An 18,156-nucleotide genomic window follows, 5' to 3' on the forward strand; every position below is an offset into this window, starting at 1 on the left:
ATCTAGCCTAGTGCCAGAGGGGATGGCCAGACTATGACCTGGCTCGCATCTCAAGAGTGAACTGGCTTACATTGCCCCCACAGAGGCACTCTGGCCCCGCCAGGGTGTCTTTGACAGGACGCGCAGCAGGAGCAGAGCCAGCACCAGTATCCAAAAGCAGAAGGCCAGGTCCTGCTCCAGCACCGAGCTATCGACCATCCCCTGGACCAGGGCGGCCACCATTGCGCCGCCGATGCTGAGCGCGCCCCAGACTAACCAGGGATCAGCTTCGGCCTGGCGATACAGGCGCGCCAGAATACGGAAGAGCAGCCAGAAGAAGAAGACCAGCACCGCCAGGAAGGCCAGGAGGCCCACAGTGCCAACGCTGACCCAGATTTGCAGAAAAATATTATGCGGATGAGAGAGGTCCGGCTCGTAGCGCAGGCCGGTGGGCCGGTGCGTCTGCGGATCGGTGGTGATCCAGTAGTGATAGAGATTCGTGCTGTGGCAGACGTTGTTCAGGCTATAATGACAGAGCCAGTTGTCGAGACCGTAGCCCGTAACAGGGCTGTCTTTGATCATGTGGAGGGCGCTCTCCCAGAGGTAGAGGCGCTTGGTAAGGGTGCCAATGCCCTGGGCGTTGGCATGCCGCTCCAGGAGATAGCTACTGATGGTGCTATGGAAGCAGAGGAGTCCAAGCCCTGCCAGGAGCATTAGCCCCAGCCCACAGATCAGCAAGAGACGGCGATCAGCAATGGCGCAGGCAATAAGAAAGATAACCGCTCCCGCACAGGCTGCCCAGGCGCCCCCAGAGCGCGTGAGATAGAGGACGAAGACGAGCGGCAGGCAGAGCGCCAGAGCTAAGAGGCGACAACGCCAGGAGGCCAGGAAGCCGCTAGTGGTCACCCGCGGCATGAGCATCAGTGCGAGGCCCAGAGGCAGGGTATAGTCGAAAAGCAGCCCCACACTGTTGGCACTCCCATAGACAGTGTTAATGCGCGGGATATCGCTGAGGCTGGCACCGCGGGCCAGCAGATCCAGGTACTGCCCTATACCGAGGAAGGCAATCAGCAAACCAGTGGCGAAGAGCGCCAGCAGCAGCCTCACCAGGTCCTGGCGCGTCCGGAGACAGTAGAGAGCTAACAGGAGATAGACCAGCGGATCAAAGACCTCCTCGCGGAAAGCCCGGAGAGCTACCGTACGGTTATAGGCGATGACAACGGAAAAGGCCGCGGCCCCCAGGAAGAGCAGAATCGGCCACAGCAAGGGACCCAGGCGGGCCCGCAGCTCGGATCCGCTCAGCCAGTAGGGCCAGTGCTGCCTCCGCACCAACGCCTGGATCACGATAACAGCCACACAACTCCAAAGGCCAATCTCCGCCGCACTAAAGCTGTAATGGCTAATAACGGTCTTTTGTTGTAAGTAGACGGGTAGACTGAGCGGCAGGAGCGCAACGGCCATCGCTGGACGATACCAGCAGAGGATCATAAAGACGAAGAGGAAAGGCAAGGTTGCAAGCGGGGAGAGATGGAAGAACGGCCCTGATCCCAGATGGGAATTGCCCGCACAATAGTAGAGGGCCATCGAGAGCACCAGGCCAGCCTCAAGAAGACGATCAAGCCAGAAAGGCGATAGAGCACGGGCAGTGGGCGAGCCTGGGGCCGGCTCGCCCCCTCTAGCCAGCCTTTCTCGCTGGACCCCGATCTCCGGTACATTGGAAGGAAGTACTTTTTCGCTCATTTTTAGACAAAACCTTCTCTATATTCCGGGTTCTGCGTACTCCCCATAGCTATACATCGATAGAAAGGGCACATTCGTCGCACTGTGACCAACTGAGCTGGTCGGGAGCGCAAGAGGTAAGATAGCAAAGAGGCGCCCCTGCTACACGTCTGCTCGCTTCAGCTGACAGGAGCAGGGGCAGCGAGTTCAATGTTCCCATTGTAGCATATGCCTGCCGGAAAGCTGCCGTCCGCGCCAAGAATAGCCGACTCGGGTGAGCACGGTTCCCGCCGAAGGCGGAGGGGACGAGCAAAGAAAGAGGATGGCCAGGCCGTCGGCGTTTAATGCGAGGCGCCTTTAGTAGCCGCTTCGGCAGGCAGGGTCTGCGACGGTTGCGCAGGAGACTGCGGGACGGGTTTGCGCGTCAGGCGCCAGAAGAGCGTCCCAAAGATGAGCAGGAAGACGACATAGACGCAGGCTTGCAGCAGCGTTGGCGCATCACTGTAACCCAGCAGGCCATGCAGCAGGCTGCCCAGCGTGCTCTCTTCGCTCAGCCAGCCACTGCTATCCCAGAGCACCGTCGTTCCAAACGGCAGCCAATGCAGCTCCTCTTGCATGGTCTGGACAGCATTACCCAATAAGCCAGCGGCAAAAAAGAGCAAGAGTAGCCCCATGACCCGGAAAAAGCGACGATAGTCGAGGCGGTAGCCCAGACGATAGATCAGGACGCAGAGAGCCACGGCCAGCACCAGGCCAAGCAGCGCCCCCAGCATGAGCAGCGGGGCCTCGTGTGTCTGAAGAGCGAAGGCCAGCGTAAAGAAAGCTGTTTCCAGCCCTTCACGACCGACCGAGGTGAAGGCCAGCAGCCCCAAAGCCAGACCTGAGCTGGCCATACTGGCCTTTGTCATCATCTCACGCTTCAAGGTGCGGCTATGATGCTGCATCCAGAAGGTCATTGAAGTCAGAAGCACCACCGCCACCAGGTAGGTCACGGTCTCAAAGACCGCCTCAAACCAGGTACCGTCGTAGATGCGAACAGTGACATATAAGGCCAATGCAGCGAGAAAAGAGCAGAAGACGGCCAGCAGCACCCCGATCCAGACTGCGCGCGCCTGGCGCATCAGCTGTAACTGGCGCAGAGCTGCCAGGAGGATGCTCACAATCAGGCTGGCCTCAAGTCCCTCGCGTAGATAGAGAATGGCAGTCGCCAGCATCGAACGCTACTTTCTCCATGTTTCGCTGACAGCGCAGCGGGCTAGTCAATGCTCTCCCTAATCCCTTCCGCTACGTTTCCAAATCCGAGTATCCTACTCAGATATGAGCCTATTCAGATGATAGCACCAGCTGCAAGCCACGGTCAAGGGATGAGTTTGCTCGCTGCTCACGCCCTCCTGCTACCCAGGCGTTGCCCAGGCCAGCCAGCCGCTCCCGGCTCTTTTCCCTTCCCCCACCCCAGCCCTGAACAGGGCTGGGGATCATCCACCTCGTCGGGAGGCCGGAAGACGCCTAGCGTGTGACCCAGATCTTGGGCGCAATGGACTTCATGATGGCCACTTCATGCCCCTCGACCATGAGCACCACACTCTCCTCGCTATCGTCAGGATTGAGCTTGCGCCCCTGAGAAACTACGGTCAGGCGCGTGCCCGGCGTCAACCCACGCTGGTGGAGATAGAGGATCAGGGCCGATTCGTCCTCAACCACCTCTGAAATGAGGAGAATCGTCGCCGTCTCACCCGGAGCCAGGGTGGAAAGCCGCACAGCTCCACAGTCGCTGAGATAGGTCCGCGCGTTGGGGACAAGACCAGGGATGGGATTGCCATGCGGGCAGGTGGTTGGTTGCTTGAGGTTGAGGATGACCTGCTCCTCAAATTTGCCTGAGATGACATGCTCCAGACGACAGGCCTCTTCATGGACCTGGTGCCACTCCATGCCCAGAAGATCGACCAGGAAGCGCTCAGCAAGCCGGTGACGTCGCAGCACAGACTCGGCGATCCGATAACCCGCTTCGGTAAGACGTACCTGCCGCTTGCTATCCATCTCTACGTATCCATCACGGACAAGCCGCTTAAGCGTCTCAGTTACCGTCGGAGGAGCTACGCCAAATTTCTGAGCTAATCTTGCTCCAATGACTGTCTCTCCCTCCATACTCATGTTATAAATTGTTTCCAGGTATTCCTCGACAGTCTGACTCACTGATTCTGCGGTCTTCATGATTCTTCTGTTCCCTTTGCTGCAGGCCAAAACTCGTGCAAATGGCGATACTACCCCACATGCAGTATAGCATATCAAGCAGGCGGTGCCAAATCAACGCCTGCTTTCTTCCGGTGAACCGGGCCGGGCCGCCAGCGAGTGCTTCCGGCGACGACAGAGCCTCAGCGCTCTCCCTATCCACCCCTCTCTACCAGGAGAGGAAGGCAGACGGGCCGGCGCTCCTCCCTGTGGCGCCGAGTGGCCTGAAGGTCCTGTCATCACTTCAGCTGCTGAATTTTGGACAGCAGCCTGCTTCGTGTGGTACGATGAGGATGAGAGCAGCCTCCGTCGCCCCACCCTCCTCCGGCGCTGAGGTGCGGCGGACCAGCTCGTTGGTGGTTTTTGTACCTTACGAGGAGATTTTATCAAAAGGAGCGAATGAGTAGTAGTACAGTATTAACCAATACGATCTATCTTGTACGTCACGGAGAGAACCCAGCCAATCTGACTAAGGAATTTTCCTACCGTCTTGTCGATTATCCCCTGAATGCCAAGGGTCTGCTGCAAGCCAGGCAGACCGCCGCTTTTTTTCGAGGCCAGCCCATTGATGCGATCTACGCCTCACCGCTGAGGCGCGCGCGCCAGACCGCCGAGATCATTGCCGAGGCAGTGGCCCTGCCTGTGACCCTGCTAGAGGAGTTTCGCGAGATCAACGTTGGCGATCTTGAGCGCCGCCCTCCAACCGTCGAGCACTGGAAGCTCCACGATCAGATCATTGCCGATTGGTATAGTGGCAACTACCTGACCCGCTTTCCCGAGGGGGAGAACTTTCTGGAGCTCCTGCAGCGTATCCGCCAGGGCCTGCGCAAGGTCATCGCTGGCCAGAGCGGACGCCGCATCATTATCGCCGGACACGGCGGCATCTTCACGGTACTGGTCAAGTCCCTCTGCTATAATGCGGATCGCGCGCCCATCTATCACGGGGCAATGGACAACTGCGCAATCACGGAAATCGAGCTGCAGGCCTTCGAGGAGGTGCTCGTCGGCAACCTGCGCCTCTGGGCCAGCACCGCTCACCTCTCTGGCCAGGCCGCCGAGCTGGTCCCCGGACAGCTCCAGTACGCCGAGAAGCCCTCTGTCTCGCCCATCGCCGAAGGGCTTTCTACCGCCCCTTGACAGAGCCCTACCCGGTCATCTATACTCTTACCTGGATACCAAGGCGATAACAACGACATACGATCAGCGACGAGCAGGAAGAGTATACGACTCCGCTGCGCACCAGAGAGTCGGGAATGGTGGAAACCGATGCTGCAGCAGTCGTAGAATGGGCCTGTGAGCTGGAGTGCGAACCTCTCCCTCGCCAGGCAGGCGAGGAGAGTAGTAGCTGGCTCCCGGAGCGTCCCCCGTTATCGAGGACAGGGTATCAGAGCGTACCCGGCAACGAGGGACCTTGTCCGCCGTGGGCCGGCGTGTCCCGTACAACAGGACGCCCGGCGACGCGGCTACGGCAACCGCTTGCTCTCTCTCAAGCTTCCTGGAGAGAGGTCTACGTATGGCGGGAGCCAGGGTCTGAAGAAGGGTGGTACCACGAAAGCTTCACGCTTCTCGTCCCTGTGACGAGAAGCGTTTTTTTATTGGTTGCCTTCCGTTCTACTCATCAGCACGCTCTGAGCCAGACCACGGGCCTCACCCCGGCAGTTGCACATGTGACGAGGTGTGGCTCCCAGGCCCCGCTGGAGGGAGGTCTTTTCTATGACAACGATTGATCACGATCAACAGGTACAGACGAGCAGCAGCAGTGCACCGCCGCTGAAGAAGCGCACCTTCTCCGGCATACAACCAAGCGGCGATATCCACCTGGGCAACTATCTGGGGGCGATCCGCAATTGGGTGCGAACGCAGACAGAATATGACAATATTTATTGCATTGTGGATCTGCATGCAATTACGCTGCCCATCGATCCCCAGGAGCTGCACCAGAATATTCGCAAGCTGGCTGCCATCTATCTGGCTTGCGGCCTCGATACGCGCTACTGCAAGCTTTTTGTGCAGTCGCATGTGCGCCAGCATGCCGAGGCGAGCTGGATTCTGGGTTGCTTCACACCGATGGGCTGGCTGAATCGCATGACCCAGTTCAAGGCCAAAGCCGGCGAGAACCAGGAGACGGTCGGGGCGGGTATCTATATGTACCCGGTGCTGATGGCTTGCGATATTCTGCTCTATCAGACGCACCTGGTTCCTGTCGGCGAGGACCAGCGCCAGCATCTGGAGCTGACGCGCGATCTGGCTCAGCGCTTCAATCATCTCTACCGGCAGGAGGTCTTTACGATCCCGGAGCCGCTCATCCGTGAGGTTGGGGCTCGCATTATGTCGCTCACCGATCCGACTCAGAAGATGAGCAAGTCGAACCCTAACCCTAACTCGCGGATCAATCTGCTCGATGACCCGAAGACGATCAAGCAGAAGATCGCCCGGGCAACGACAGATTCGCTGCGCCTGATCCGCTTCGATCCCGAACGGCCTGGGGTCAATAATCTGCTGACGATTTATCAGGCGCTGACGGAGCAGTCGCGCGAGGAGATCGAGGCAGAGTTTGAGGGCAAAGGCTATGGCGAGCTGAAGGCACGCCTGACAGAGGTTATGGTGGCTACGCTGGAGCCAATTCAGCGCCGCTACGAGGAGTATATGCGTGATCCGGCAGAGCTGGAGGCGCTCTTGCGCGCCGGAGCCGACGCGGTACGCCCGATTGCTGAGGCGACCTTACAGCACATGAAGGATGTGATTGGCCTCGGCTAGCCTCGGCTCGGGTTGCAAACTCAGGCCGGCGGCGCCGCCGAGGCGCTCCGGGGAAGAAGGAGAAGGAGAAGAGGCTGTCTATGTTTTCGCCATCTCTGGACGAAGTGCGTTCCTTGCGCCAGAAGCTGGAGGCCGAGGGGGAGCTGGCCAGCGGCAGGATTCCGCTGGTCCCCCTCTATCGCGATGTGCTGGCCGATACAGAGACGCCGGTTTCGGCTTACTGCAAGACAGCCCGCGGCCCCTATACGTTTCTGCTGGAGAGCGTGGAGGGCGGCGAGCGCATCGCCCGCTATTCGTTTATCGGCATCGATCCGTACCTGGTGCTGATTCAGGATGAGCAGACGGCAACGCTGCGCTATCTGAGCTATGAGGATGGAACACAGCGCTGCCGCTCGCTGGTCCGCTTGCCTTCTTACGATCCGCTCCAGCTGATTGAGCAGGAGCTCGGACGCTATCGCCTGCTGAGACCGAGGCAAGAGGGCAATGACGCTTTGCCGCGCTTCTATGGCGGCGCCGTGGGCTATCTGGCCTATGAGGTGGCTTCCCGCTTCGAGCGGCTCCCGGTGCCCTCCGCCGATGAGTTGGGCCTGCCCCTGGCTATCTTTAGCTTTACGGAGACGGTGCTGGCCTTCGATCATTTGAAGCATCGTCTGCGCGTGATTACGCACCTCCATCTGGACGCCCCCGACCTGGAGGCGGAGTATGCCCGCTGCCTGCAGGCGATCGAGGGCGTGGTCGCTCGCCTGCAGGAGGAGCTGCGCCTGCCCGCTGAACCGGAGCCGATCTATACCGGGACGCCCACGGTGACCTCTAGCTTTACACGCGAGCAGTATGAGGCGATGGTGCGCCGCGCTAAGGAGTACATCGCAGCGGGCGATATTTTCCAGGTGGTGCCTTCCCAGCGCTTGCGCCGCCCGGTCAATGCCGCGCCGTTTACGGTCTATCGAGCGCTGCGTACGATCAATCCCTCCCCGTATATGTTCTATCTCGATCTGGAGGACTTTGTGGTGCTCGGCGCCTCGCCAGAGCTGCTGGTGCGCGTCGAGGAGGGCGAGGTGACCATCCATCCCATTGCCGGCACTCGCCCCCGCGGGGGCGATCCCGAGAGCGATCGCTTGCTGGAGGAGGAGCTGCGCCGCGATCCCAAGGAGCGCGCTGAACATGTGATGCTGGTGGACCTGGGCCGCAACGATGTGGGCCGTGTCAGCCTGCCCGGTAGTGTTTCCGTGAGCCAGTTTATGGAGATCGAGCGCTATTCTCATGTGATGCACCTGGTCTCGAATGTGGTCGGACGGCTGCGCCCCGAGCTGACTCCTTTCGACGCTCTGCGCGCCGGCTTTCCTGCCGGGACGGTGACCGGGGCGCCGAAGATCCGGGCCATGGAGATTATCAGTGAGTTGGAAGGAATGCGCCGCGGCGTCTACGCCGGCGCCGTCGGCTACTTCAGCCATTCGGGCAATCTGGATACCGCAATCGCTCTGCGTACTATGGTTATGAAGAGCGGACATGCGTATATCCAGGCAGGTGGCGGCGTGGTGGCAGACTCTGATCCCGCCGCTGAGTACCAGGAAAGCATGAATAAGGCCCGCGCGCTGCTGCGCGCTGTGGAGACGGCTGAGGAGATGGCCCGCGCACAGCGTCCTCGTTACGCTCACACCTGACCTGGCGTGCTGCCTGCCGGTCTTTGTCTGGAAGAGAGGCGCTAGCAATGATCTTACTGATCGATAACTACGATAGCTTTACTTACAATCTTTATCAGTATCTCTCTGAGCTGGGGGCCGAGGTGCTGGTCCGGCGCAATGATCAGTTGACGCTGGACGAGATTGCTGCCCTGCAGCCGGAGCGCATTGTGATTTCGCCTGGCCCCTGTACCCCCAATGAGGCCGGTCTCTCGTGCGAGATCATTGCCACGTTCGGGTCGCGCCTGCCGATTCTGGGCGTCTGCCTGGGCCATCAGGCCATCGGCCAGGTCTACGGTGGCCGCGTCATCCGGGCGCCGGAGCCGGTGCATGGGAAGACGAGCCTGATCTATCATCGTGGCCAGGGTTGTCTCCGTGATCTTCCCAATCCTTTCGAAGCCAATCGCTACCATAGCCTCATCGTTGAGCGCTCCTCGCTCCCGGCTGAGCTGGAGATTACCGCCGAGACGGCGGATGGCTTGATTATGGGCCTGCGCCACCGTCGCTATCCCGTCGAAGGGGTGCAGTTCCACCCCGAGTCGATTATGACAACGGTCGGCAAGGACCTGTTGCGCAACTTTCTCACCCGTTAAGCTCAGGCGTCCCTCCAGCCTTGACGGGCGCGCTGGCGCCAGGACGCCTGGGTGAAGCTGCTGAGCCAGGCGCTCAGTCAGGTAGAAGACCAGCAATATGACAGGCTGGTTAGCACAGAAAAGAGGTGCTCCCGATGATTCGCGAAGCCATCGCGCAAGTTGTTGCCGGCGCTACGCTCAGCGAGGAGGAGGCGGCGGCGGTGATGGAAGAGATTATGTCGGGCGTGGCAACCCCCTCCCAGATGGGGGCTTTTCTGACCGCTCTGCGTATGCGTCCCGGGGGCGAGGCGCCCCAGGAGATCGCCGGCCTGGCGCGCGTGATGCGCGAGAAGGCGCTGCGCGTCCATCTCCGTGAGGAGGTGGCCACCCGCGCGCTGGATACCTGCGGCACAGGCGGCGACGGAGCCGGTACCTTCAATTTTTCGACCGCGGCAGGCATCCTGGCCGCTGCCGCCGGGGCCCACGTGGCGAAGCACGGCAACCGCTCGGCGACGAGCCGCTGCGGCAGCGCCGATGTGCTGGAGGCCCTGGGCGTGCGCATCGATTTGGGGCCGGAGGCCGTGGCGCGCAGTGTTCAGGAGACGGGCTTTGGCTTTATGTTCGCCCAGACCTATCACCCGGCGATGAAGCATGTTGGTCCAACACGCCGCGAGATCGGTATTCGTACGGTCTTCAATATTCTCGGTCCGCTGACGAATCCGGCTGGCACTCGTTACCAGGTGCTGGGCGTGGCCGATGGCTCGCTGCTGCGCAAGATGGGGGAGGTCTTGCTCCTGCTGGGCTGCCGTCATGCGCTGATTATCCACGGCGAGGATGGCGTTGATGAGTGTTCGCTGGCGGCGCCTACGCGCGTCTGCGAGGTACGCGAAGGGGAGGAGCTGCGCGAGTATGTGATTACGCCCGAGGAGGCTGGCCTGACGCGCTGTAACGATCGCCGCCTCTTCCAGGGGGGTGATCCTCAGCAGAACGCGGAAATGCTGCGCCGCTTGCTCAGTGGCGAGATCGACGGTCCGCTGGCCGACATGCTCTATTTGAACACGGCGGCGGCTCTGCTGGCGAATGAGTGCGTCTCTTCGCTGGCGGAAGGGGTCCGACTGGCACGCAGCACGGTGCGCGAGGGCCGGGCCAGACGCAAGCTGGAGGAGGTCGTGGCTTGCTCGCAGTCGCTGGCCACCACCACTGGCTTGTAGGTCTGTCCCGTTTCCTTCCAGCGCTAAGCCTGCCAGACCAGACTCAGGGGAAGGCAGAGACGAGGGAGGAGATGAGCGATGTTTCTTGAGCAGATTCTGGCCCGCACGCGCCTCGATCTGGAGGCACGTCGGCGCCTGCTTCCTTTGGAGAGGCTGCAAGAGCGGGCGGCGGCCCAGCCACCGGCTCGCGATTTCGCCGCCGCCCTGCAGTCGAGAGCAGGTGAGCATGGGCTGCGGCTGATTGCTGAGATTAAGCGCGCCTCGCCCTCGAAGGGAGCGCTGGCGCCCGACCTTGATCCGGTGGCCCTGGCTCGCACCTACGAGGCTGCCGGGGCGGCAGCGATCTCGGTCCTGACCGAACCGCATTTCTTTCTGGGCGCACCCGAGCACCTGACAGCAGTCAAGGAGGCGGTAAGCCTGCCTGTGCTGCGCAAAGATTTCATCGTGGATGAGTATCAGGTCTATGAGGCGCGCGCCTGGGGCGCCGATGCGCTGCTGCTGATCTGCGCGGCTCTGAGCGCTCAGGAACTGGCGCGGCTCTTGCAGCTCACACGCCAACTGGGGATGGAGGCCCTGGTCGAGGTCCACAGCCCGGCGGAGGCAGAGATGGCCGTAGCCGCAGGGGCGCGCGTGATCGGGGTCAATAGCCGCGATCTGGTGACCTTCACTATGAACCCGTTCTTGATCCGCGAGCTGCGCCGGCTGCTGCCTGCCGATTGCATCGTGGTAGCCGAGAGCGGGATTCATACGGAAGCCGATGCACGCCGGTTGCGCCGCTACGATGTGCAGGCCATGCTGGTGGGCGAATCGCTGGTGAAGGCCGGCGATGTGCGCGGACAGATCAGCCGTCTGCTGCGCGGGGCCAATGACGGTCTCCAGGTAAAGGTCTGCGGCCTGCGCCACCCGGAGGCTCTGCGGACAGCCCTGGAGAGCGGGGCCGATCTGCTGGGCCTGATGTTCTACCCGCCGAGCAGACGCTACCTGGCTCCGTCGAAGGTTCGGGACCTGCTGGGCGAGGCCGGCTATCTGGCTCTGGCCGAGCAGGGTCAGGCAGTGCCTGATCTGGTCGGGGTTTTTGTGAACGAGGAGAGCCAGCGCATCAATGAGCTGGCTGAGGAGTTGGGCCTGCACTTTGTGCAACTGCATGGGGGGGAGTCGCCGGAGTTCTGCGCCAGCCTGCAGCGCCCGGTTATCAAGGCGCTGCCGGTGCAGGGTCCCGCGTCCCTGGAGGAGGCACGGCGCTATGCCACGGTCGCCTGGCGGTTGCTGCTTGATACACCCACAGCGAGCTATGGAGGCAGCGGTCGGACCCACGACTGGGAACTGGCGCGGATGATCGCCGCTGAGATGCCAGTCCTGCTGGCTGGCGGTCTGACCCCCGCCAACGTCGCTGAGGCCATTGCTACTGTTCGACCCTGGGGCGTCGATGTGAGCAGCGGCGTTGAGAGCAATGGTGAGAAGGACCCGGACAAGATCCGTTCCTTCATTGAGGCCGTGCGCCAGAGCAGCCAGCAGCGGCCTGACCTGCAACCTGTCGAGCATTGAGGGGAAACACTAGCTTTCTTCTCGCAGCAGAGCAATCTCATTTTCGATTGGTTTTCTCTAGCGAGGCAAAAAGAGATGCAGCAACATCTAGAACAGCAGGAGCGTGAGTCGCCGGCAACAGAGCGGTATCAGCATGGCTCCTATCCCGACGTCCGCGGGCGCTTCGGCCCCTATGGGGGTAAGTTCGTGCCAGAGAGCTTGATGCCTCTCCTGAGCGAGCTGGAGGCGGCCTATCGCGAGGCACGCCATGATCCAGCCTTTGAGGAGGAGCTGCAGGAGCTGCTGCGCTCGTTTGTGGGCCGCCCGACGCCGCTCTATTATGTGCCGCGCTTCTCGCAGTTGGTGGCCCCGGGGGTGCGCGTCTATCTGAAGCGCGAGGATCTGGCTCATACGGGGGCCCATAAGATCAATAATGCGCTGGGACAGGGCCTTCTGGCGAAACGCATGGGCAAGCGGCGCATCATCGCCGAGACGGGGGCCGGCCAGCATGGCGTGGCCACGGCGACGGTCTGCGCGATGCTGGGGCTGGAGTGCATCATCTACATGGGCGCCGAGGATATTGAGCGTCAGTCGCTCAATGTCTTCCGTATGCGCCTGCTCGGCGCCGAGGTGCGCCCGGTCGATAGCGGCAGCCGTACCCTTAAGGATGCGATCAATGAGGCGATCCGCGACTGGGTGACCAACGTCGAGACGACCTTTTACTTGATCGGCTCGGTGGTTGGGCCGCATCCCTATCCCTTGATGGTGCGCGATTTCCAGTCGATCATCGGACGGGAGGCGCGCGAGCAGATTCTGCGGCTGGAGGGTCGCCTGCCCGACCTGGTCGTGGCCTGCGTAGGCGGCGGGAGCAACGCGATGGGGATCTTCTACCCCTTTGCCGATGCACCCGAGGTGCGTCTGCTCGGCGTTGAGGCGGGCGGCCAGGGCCTGGCTACGGACCAGCACGCCGCTACTCTGGTGGCAGGCCGTCCGGGTGTGCTCCACGGCGCCTTTAGTTATCTGCTCCAGAACGAGGATGGCCAGGTGCTGGGGACGCACAGTATTTCCGCCGGCCTCGACTATCCCGGCGTCGGCCCAGAGCACAGCTATATGAAAGATACGGGGCGCGCCAGCTATGTGGCAGCCGATGATGCCCTGGCCCTGCGCGGCCTGCAGGCTCTGAGCCAGAGCGAGGGTATCATTCCCGCCCTGGAGCCAGCCCACGCCCTGGGCTACTTGCTGGAGATGGGCGCACGGGGCGAGCTGGTTCCTGGTAGCCTGGTCATTGTTAATCTCTCGGGGCGCGGCGACAAGGATATGGCGACGGTGGCCCGGGAGTTAGAGGTCAAGATCTCATAAAATGCTAGTCGAGCAGAACCATGCAGCAATCACAGCAATCTGAGACAAGCGAGCGACCCAAAGGCGAGGCGCTGCCAGCTCAGCGCATTGGGCAAGCCTTCGCCCGGGCTAGTAGTGAGGGGCGCTGCGCGCTGATCCCTTACCTGATGTGCGGCTTCCCTTCGGTAGAGCAGAGCCTGGAGGCGATAGTGGCGGCCATCGAGGGCGGAGCCGACCTGATCGAGCTGGGCCTGCCTTTCAGCGATCCGCTGGCCGACGGCGCCACGATCCAGCACGCCAGCCATCAGGCGCTAGAGCAGGGTATCAATGTGGCCGCCTGCCTGTCCATGGCGCGTCAGGTGGCGGCCCGGAGCAGCGTCCCTTTGATCTTGATGGGCTACTATAATCCGCTGCTGGCCTATGGCGTCCAGCGCTTCTGCCGCGAGGCTGCTGCCGCGGGCGCCTGTGGACTCATCATCCCCGATCTGCCGCCCGAGGAGGCGGGGCCGCTGCTGAAGGCCGCCCACGAGGAGGGGCTGGCGCTGATTTTCCTTGTGCCGCCGACGACACCGGATGAGCGCATTGCCACAATCGTGCGCGTCGCTGCCCAGGAGCCGCGTGGTTTTATCTACTGCGTCTCCCTCAGCGGGGTGACCGGTGCGCGCGCTAGCCTGCCGCCCCATCTGCAGAGCTTTATCGCCCGCGTCCGTCGGCAGAGCGCTCCTTATGGCCTTCCCTTAGCGGTTGGCTTTGGCGTCTCGCGCCCGGAGCACGTGGCGGAAATCGCGCGCTATGCCGATGGGGCGGTCGTTGGCAGCGCCCTGGTCAATCTGCTGGAGCGCCATGCCGCTGATGGAGCAGCCCAGCGGGCGGCAGTCCGGGACTATATTCGCAGCTTGCGTGAACGCACTGCTCGTCTGCCTTGACGACTGAGGGCGTTCGCCGCGCCTGGCGGAGCGCTTCACAGTGCTTGCGGCTACCCTTTACAATAGAAGGCGTGCCTGCTCGCCCCTCAGCGCCGAGCGCGAGAGCAGCAGCAGGTCGCCGCCATTCTTGCCATGAAAGGGTGATGGGCGTGTACTGTCGAGGCATCCGGGGCGCAACGACGGTCGAACGCAATGATCGTCAGGAGATTCTGGCCGCCACCGCCGAGCTGCTCCAGTTAATGGTGGAGTTGAATCAGATCCGGAGTGAGGATGTCGCCAGCGTTATTTTCAGCGTGACCGATGATCTGGATGCCGTCTACCCGGCCCAGGCCGCACGGGAACTCGGCTGGACCGAGGTCGCTTTGCTGTGCGTGCGGGAGATTCCAGTGCCGGGCAGCCTGCGCAAGTGCATTCGCATCTTGCTGCACGTCAATACTGAGCGGAGTTCCGCAGAGCTGCGCCATGTCTATCTGCGCGGCGCCGTGCAGCTGCGCCCGGAGTTTAGCGTCGAGCGCTCCTGAGCAGGCATCGTTCGGAGGCGGCTCTAGCCAGGTCAGCCCGAACAGGGGCGCTGGTCTGTTCGTCCTTCCCATCTCTGCCTTGCCTCTTTCCTCACTGGCTTCGATCATGACGACGATGGCGTCGCGATGGAGGAAGGGAAGCGCTGTGTGGCCAGGGCAGTTCCTCTTGCTGGTCGGCTGCCGAGCGCAGCGATCGGCAATCAGCTCATCCAGCCAACCACCTTACGAGCCAGCCAGTCAGTCAGCCGGTGGACCAGGCCAGGCTTCAACAATCGAGAGCAAACACACTGAGTTGACTACTGACAGAGACTGAGGATGGAGAAACGCGCCTGTCAGGGCCGTGGCCAGAGTCAACTCTGGTTCGCTGCCAGGCCCCCGCCAGAGGGAAGGCGCTTCTATCCAGATCTCGAAGCCTGCATACGTCTGCCAAAGGAATGAAGGAGCCACGAGTCATGATCGTTGTAATGAAGCCTAACTGTAGTGAAGCTGCTATTGAGCACGTCCTGCGCTTCCTGGAGCAGGAGGGGTTCTCTGGCCATCTCTCGCGCGGTGTGGAGCGCACGGTGATCGGCGTGATCGGCTCGGTCAACGTGCAGAATCCTCCCGGCAAGGGAATGATTACGCCTGCCCTGGGCGAGGCCCTGGAGGCCTTCCCCGAGGTAGAAGGGGTCTTCCGGGTCTCGAAACCCTATAAACTGGCAAGCCGCGAATTCCATCCAGATGATACGGTTGTCGAGGTGCCGGTCGCCTGTGTGGCGGGCGGCACGGTCTCCATCGGTGGCCCCGCCGTGGTGATGATGGCCGGCCCCTGCACGGTAGAGAACGAGAAGCAGCTGATGACAACCGCCGAGGCCGTGCGCAAGGCGGGTGCGGTGATCTTGCGCGGCGGGGCCTTTAAGCCATCAACCTCTCCCTACGGTTTCCGCGGCCTGGGTGAGGAGGGCCTCAAGCTCCTGGCCAAAGCCTCGCGCGAGTTTGGCATGGCCGTGGTGACCGAGGTCATGACGCCAGCCGATGTGCCGCTGGTCTGCGAATATGCCGATATCCTGCAGATCGGTACGCGCAACATGCAGAACTATATGCTCCTCGACGAGGTCGGGCGCGCGAAGAAACCAGTGCTCCTGAAGCGGGGAATGGCGGCGACCATTGAGGAGTGGCTCCTGGCAGCTGAATATATTCTTTCTCAGGGCAATCGCGAGGTGATCCTCTGCGAGCGCGGTATCCGTACCTTTGAGAGGAGTACGCGCAATACGATGGATCTGAGCGCGATCCCCCTGGTGAAACAGCTCTCGCATTTGCCGATTGTGGCCGACCCGAGCCAGGGCACAGGCCGGCGCGACCTGGTGGCGCCAATAACGCTGGCCTCCGTAGCCGCCGGCTGCGATGGCCTCCTGATCGAGGTTCACCCCAACCCCGAGGTCGCGCTCAAGGACGGCGCTCAGTCGCTGACCACCGAGCAGTTCGCGGAGCTGATGCCGCGCGCAGAGGCGGTGGCCCAGGCCATCGGGCGCTCGTTTGTGACAGCCTGAATAAGGCGCTTTCTCAGGTCTCTCTGGCCTGGACAGGAAGAGAGGGAGAGGGATAGCCCCCCGCTCTGAGCAGAGCCAGAGACGACCAGGGCCAGGAGAGGCGCGGGGCCTGCGCTCGCTCTTTCAGTGGTTGCTGGAGCGCGCCTCGCGCCTTTTTCTTTAGATCTGATGTACTGATCTGTGTTGCCTCTCAGCTAAAGTTTGGCTCTTCCATACTGGAAATGCAGGAGCTAACCGGCTGGACCTGGGGATTGTCAAGAAATTCTTCCATGATCAGGTTGGCGCACGAGCCAGTTAGAAAGACACCGTGGCCAGTCCCTGGGAAGACAAAGAGGTAGCTGTGGCTGAGAGTTTTCTGAGCCATGAGCGCGTTGCTCGTCGGCGTGATTGGGTCATACTCGCCGGAGAGAATCAGCGTCGGCAGATTGCTTGTGACGGGCTGCTTCTGCTCAGGCGGCACCGCCGGAACGTTCCAGAGCTGGCAGACCTGATAGTCGGCCTGGAGGCCATCCTGCATGCCAGGCCGCAGCTCAGGATGCAGCACAGCCACGGCTTTGTCCAGCTCTTGAGGAGAGGTGTAGCGCATGTCTTCGCCACACTCGACCGAGTAGTACATGCCGTAGCTGACGTCATTGGCCAGGAGCAGCTCCCCATAGGTTTCGGAGATCAGCGCATACTGACCATGATCAACCTCGCTGATGGCCCGCGGCAGGTCGGGAATAAAGCTGGTCACATAGAGCGAGGTAAAGACCCACTGGGCAAAGTTATCGCCCGTCAGCAGGACTGGACCATACTGCAGATCATTGAAGGTCACCGGGTGAGCGTTGAGGCGATCGACCAGGCGATAAAAGGTGGTTGCCAGGTTGGGATAACTCTCGTTGCAGAGGGCATCTTTCTGACAGCCGTTGAAGAGGGTGTCAAAGGCGTGCTGCATCGAGGCTGGTAGGGAGGTGAAGAGATTGCTCTGCGTGGGAACGGTCGAATCGAGGATCACGCTACGCAGGTCCTGTGGGAAGAGCCGCATGACGGTGAGGGCCAGGCGCGTGCCGTAGGAGACGCCATAGAGGTTCACCTGCCGATAGCCGAGGGCATGGATCAGATCGTGAACATCCTGGGCGTCAGCGATGGTAGTGTAGGCACTCAGGTGGATGCCTTCGGCGGTGAGCCGATCACGGCAGGAGCGCATGGCCTGGAGATATCCCGTATCATTGGCCTGGCGGCTGAGATTCTCATCCTTGGTGTCCCGGTTGAAGCGGTCCACTTCACCACAGTAGAGCGAGGGCGAGGAGTAGCCCGTGCCGCGCTGGTCAAAGAGAATGAAGGTGTGCCCCAGTGTCACGGCTTGCAAGTTCGCCTGACTGATGTAAGGACCTAGCTCGCTGAGCGTGGCCCCCCCAGGTCCTCCAGAGAGATAGAGAAATGGGGCGCTATCCGCCTGAGCAGCGCTGGCTTTGAAGATGGCCACCGCCAGATGAATGGTGTTCCCCTGCGGCTGAGTACGGTCTTCAGGAACAGTCAAGACTCCGCACGTCACGTCCCTCCCCTGGACAATGCCGATGCCAGGCTGAAAAGGGCAGGGACCCTGACGGAAACTCCCAGTGGCCACGGCGCTTGCTTGCGCCGTCGGCTGCGGCTTCGTCGCGCTGCTGCTCCCACGGGCCATAAACACAAGGTAGGTTGCTATCCCGCCAGCGAAGAGGATGAGGGCGATCAGCAAGACGAGAATAATGAAGCGCCAGGGACCAGGTGGACGCGACGGCGCCATCGGCGGAACAGGCGGCGCTTGATCGGCGATGACCGGTGGCCCCTGCAGCCCGGAATTCATGGACGGCGGTATGGATCTCCCCCCACTCTCAGACGCCAGAGGCCCGTACGGCCCGTTGGCTACTCCAGCTCCAGCCGGCGGCGCTACGGGAGCAACTGGCCCTTCACGGAAGAGTGGATAGATGATGTCGTTGCGCTCCTGGTAACGGAGACCGGGTGACGAGTACTCGTAATAAGGAGCATCACTATAAGGTAGCTGGGCCTCGTCTCTCTCACGCGGCTCTTTCTCAAACGGTGAGGTCTGCTCTGTCATCAACACACCTTTCTAGCGCAGCCCGGCAAGGCTACCAGGCTCGTGCCTGAGTGAGCAGCGGGGGCAAGCATGGCTCTGCCTTCTGATCACCTCTC

General features: G+C 61.6%; 14 protein-coding genes. 10 read left to right on the forward strand and 4 right to left on the reverse strand.

Annotated features, from left to right (window positions below; translation table 11 throughout):
- Positions 1 to 66: 66 nt before the first annotated feature.
- The 3 genes from BGC09_RS06020 to BGC09_RS06030 form a co-directional block, all read right to left on the reverse strand.
- Positions 67 to 1,719, reverse strand: coding sequence for an O-antigen ligase family protein (locus BGC09_RS06020; protein ID WP_069802993.1), 1,653 nt, complete (start codon positions 1,717 to 1,719; stop codon positions 67 to 69).
- A gap of 320 nt (positions 1,720 to 2,039) precedes the next feature.
- The gene (locus BGC09_RS06025; RefSeq protein ID WP_069802994.1) at positions 2,040 to 2,912 is read right to left on the reverse strand and encodes an FTR1 family iron permease; all 873 of its coding nucleotides are present in this window, start codon (positions 2,910 to 2,912) and stop codon (positions 2,040 to 2,042) included.
- 292 nt (positions 2,913 to 3,204) lie between these two features.
- Positions 3,205 to 3,909 carry a metal-dependent transcriptional regulator gene (locus BGC09_RS06030; RefSeq protein ID WP_069802995.1) on the reverse strand — a complete coding sequence of 235 codons (705 nt, stop codon included), beginning with the start codon at positions 3,907 to 3,909 and terminating at the stop codon, positions 3,205 to 3,207.
- Between the two features lie 417 nt (positions 3,910 to 4,326).
- On the opposite strand from BGC09_RS06030, the gene BGC09_RS06035 reads away from it, so the two are divergent.
- From BGC09_RS06035 to aroF, 10 genes are all read left to right on the forward strand, one after another.
- Positions 4,327 to 5,064, forward strand: coding sequence for a histidine phosphatase family protein (locus BGC09_RS06035; RefSeq protein ID WP_069802996.1), 738 nt, complete (start codon positions 4,327 to 4,329; stop codon positions 5,062 to 5,064).
- Positions 5,065 to 5,640: 576 nt separating this feature from the next.
- Positions 5,641 to 6,684, forward strand: a complete 1,044-nt coding sequence (trpS, locus tag BGC09_RS06040; RefSeq protein WP_069802997.1) for a tryptophan--tRNA ligase — start codon at positions 5,641 to 5,643, stop codon at positions 6,682 to 6,684.
- Between the two features lie 80 nt (positions 6,685 to 6,764).
- Complete coding sequence (gene trpE, locus BGC09_RS06045) at positions 6,765 to 8,345, forward strand: anthranilate synthase component I (RefSeq protein WP_069802998.1); 1,581 nt, start codon at positions 6,765 to 6,767, stop codon at positions 8,343 to 8,345.
- 47 nt (positions 8,346 to 8,392) lie between these two features.
- On the forward strand, positions 8,393 to 8,956 hold the full coding sequence (locus tag BGC09_RS06050) for an anthranilate synthase component II (RefSeq protein WP_069802999.1): 564 nt from the start codon (positions 8,393 to 8,395) through the stop codon (positions 8,954 to 8,956).
- Between the two features lie 134 nt (positions 8,957 to 9,090).
- Positions 9,091 to 10,146: an anthranilate phosphoribosyltransferase gene (trpD, locus tag BGC09_RS06055; protein WP_069803000.1), complete on the forward strand. Its 1,056-nt coding sequence runs from the start codon at positions 9,091 to 9,093 to the stop codon at positions 10,144 to 10,146.
- A gap of 78 nt (positions 10,147 to 10,224) precedes the next feature.
- A complete protein-coding gene (trpC, locus tag BGC09_RS06060; protein ID WP_084657995.1) occupies positions 10,225 to 11,691 on the forward strand; it encodes an indole-3-glycerol phosphate synthase TrpC in 1,467 nt (488 codons plus the stop codon).
- A gap of 75 nt (positions 11,692 to 11,766) precedes the next feature.
- Positions 11,767 to 13,029, forward strand: coding sequence for a tryptophan synthase subunit beta (gene trpB / locus BGC09_RS06065; protein WP_069803001.1), 1,263 nt, complete (start codon positions 11,767 to 11,769; stop codon positions 13,027 to 13,029).
- Between the two features lie 20 nt (positions 13,030 to 13,049).
- Entirely contained in the window at positions 13,050 to 13,934 is an 885-nt protein-coding gene (trpA, locus tag BGC09_RS06070) for a tryptophan synthase subunit alpha (protein WP_084657998.1), read from the forward strand.
- Positions 13,935 to 14,077: 143 nt separating this feature from the next.
- Entirely contained in the window at positions 14,078 to 14,455 is a 378-nt protein-coding gene (gene aroH / locus BGC09_RS06075) for a chorismate mutase (protein ID WP_069803002.1), read from the forward strand.
- 452 nt (positions 14,456 to 14,907) lie between these two features.
- Positions 14,908 to 15,984 carry a 3-deoxy-7-phosphoheptulonate synthase gene (gene aroF, locus BGC09_RS06080; RefSeq protein WP_069803003.1) on the forward strand — a complete coding sequence of 359 codons (1,077 nt, stop codon included), beginning with the start codon at positions 14,908 to 14,910 and terminating at the stop codon, positions 15,982 to 15,984.
- Positions 15,985 to 16,174: 190 nt separating this feature from the next.
- On the opposite strand, the gene BGC09_RS06085 is transcribed toward aroF, so the two are convergent.
- A complete protein-coding gene (locus BGC09_RS06085) occupies positions 16,175 to 18,061 on the reverse strand; it encodes an alpha/beta hydrolase (RefSeq protein WP_084658000.1) in 1,887 nt (628 codons plus the stop codon).
- Positions 18,062 to 18,156: the final 95 nt, after the last annotated feature.

The sequence above is a fragment of the Thermogemmatispora onikobensis genome (assembly GCF_001748285.1).
Classification (GTDB): Bacteria; Chloroflexota; Ktedonobacteria; order Ktedonobacterales; family Ktedonobacteraceae; genus Thermogemmatispora; species Thermogemmatispora onikobensis.

What these genes read in the sequence shown, in the direction of transcription:
- trpE (WP_069802998.1), top strand. Translation starts at nt 6,765, where the DNA reads ATGTTTTCGCCATCTCTGGACGAAGTGCGTTCCTTGCGCCAGAAGCTG.
- trpB (WP_069803001.1), top strand. Translation starts at nt 11,767, where the DNA reads ATGCAGCAACATCTAGAACAGCAGGAGCGTGAGTCGCCGGCAACAGAG.
- BGC09_RS06030 (WP_069802995.1), bottom strand. Translation starts at nt 3,909, where the DNA reads ATGAAGACCGCAGAATCAGTGAGTCAGACTGTCGAGGAATACCTGGAA.
- BGC09_RS06035 (WP_069802996.1), top strand. Translation starts at nt 4,327, where the DNA reads ATGAGTAGTAGTACAGTATTAACCAATACGATCTATCTTGTACGTCAC.
- BGC09_RS06025 (WP_069802994.1), bottom strand. Translation starts at nt 2,912, where the DNA reads ATGCTGGCGACTGCCATTCTCTATCTACGCGAGGGACTTGAGGCCAGC.
- aroH (WP_069803002.1), top strand. Translation starts at nt 14,078, where the DNA reads ATGGGCGTGTACTGTCGAGGCATCCGGGGCGCAACGACGGTCGAACGC.
- trpD (WP_069803000.1), top strand. Translation starts at nt 9,091, where the DNA reads ATGATTCGCGAAGCCATCGCGCAAGTTGTTGCCGGCGCTACGCTCAGC.
- trpS (WP_069802997.1), top strand. Translation starts at nt 5,641, where the DNA reads ATGACAACGATTGATCACGATCAACAGGTACAGACGAGCAGCAGCAGT.
- trpA (WP_084657998.1), top strand. Translation starts at nt 13,050, where the DNA reads ATGCAGCAATCACAGCAATCTGAGACAAGCGAGCGACCCAAAGGCGAG.
- trpC (WP_084657995.1), top strand. Translation starts at nt 10,225, where the DNA reads ATGTTTCTTGAGCAGATTCTGGCCCGCACGCGCCTCGATCTGGAGGCA.
- BGC09_RS06020 (WP_069802993.1), bottom strand. Translation starts at nt 1,719, where the DNA reads ATGAGCGAAAAAGTACTTCCTTCCAATGTACCGGAGATCGGGGTCCAG.
- aroF (WP_069803003.1), top strand. Translation starts at nt 14,908, where the DNA reads ATGATCGTTGTAATGAAGCCTAACTGTAGTGAAGCTGCTATTGAGCAC.
- BGC09_RS06050 (WP_069802999.1), top strand. Translation starts at nt 8,393, where the DNA reads ATGATCTTACTGATCGATAACTACGATAGCTTTACTTACAATCTTTAT.
- BGC09_RS06085 (WP_084658000.1), bottom strand. Translation starts at nt 18,061, where the DNA reads ATGACAGAGCAGACCTCACCGTTTGAGAAAGAGCCGCGTGAGAGAGAC.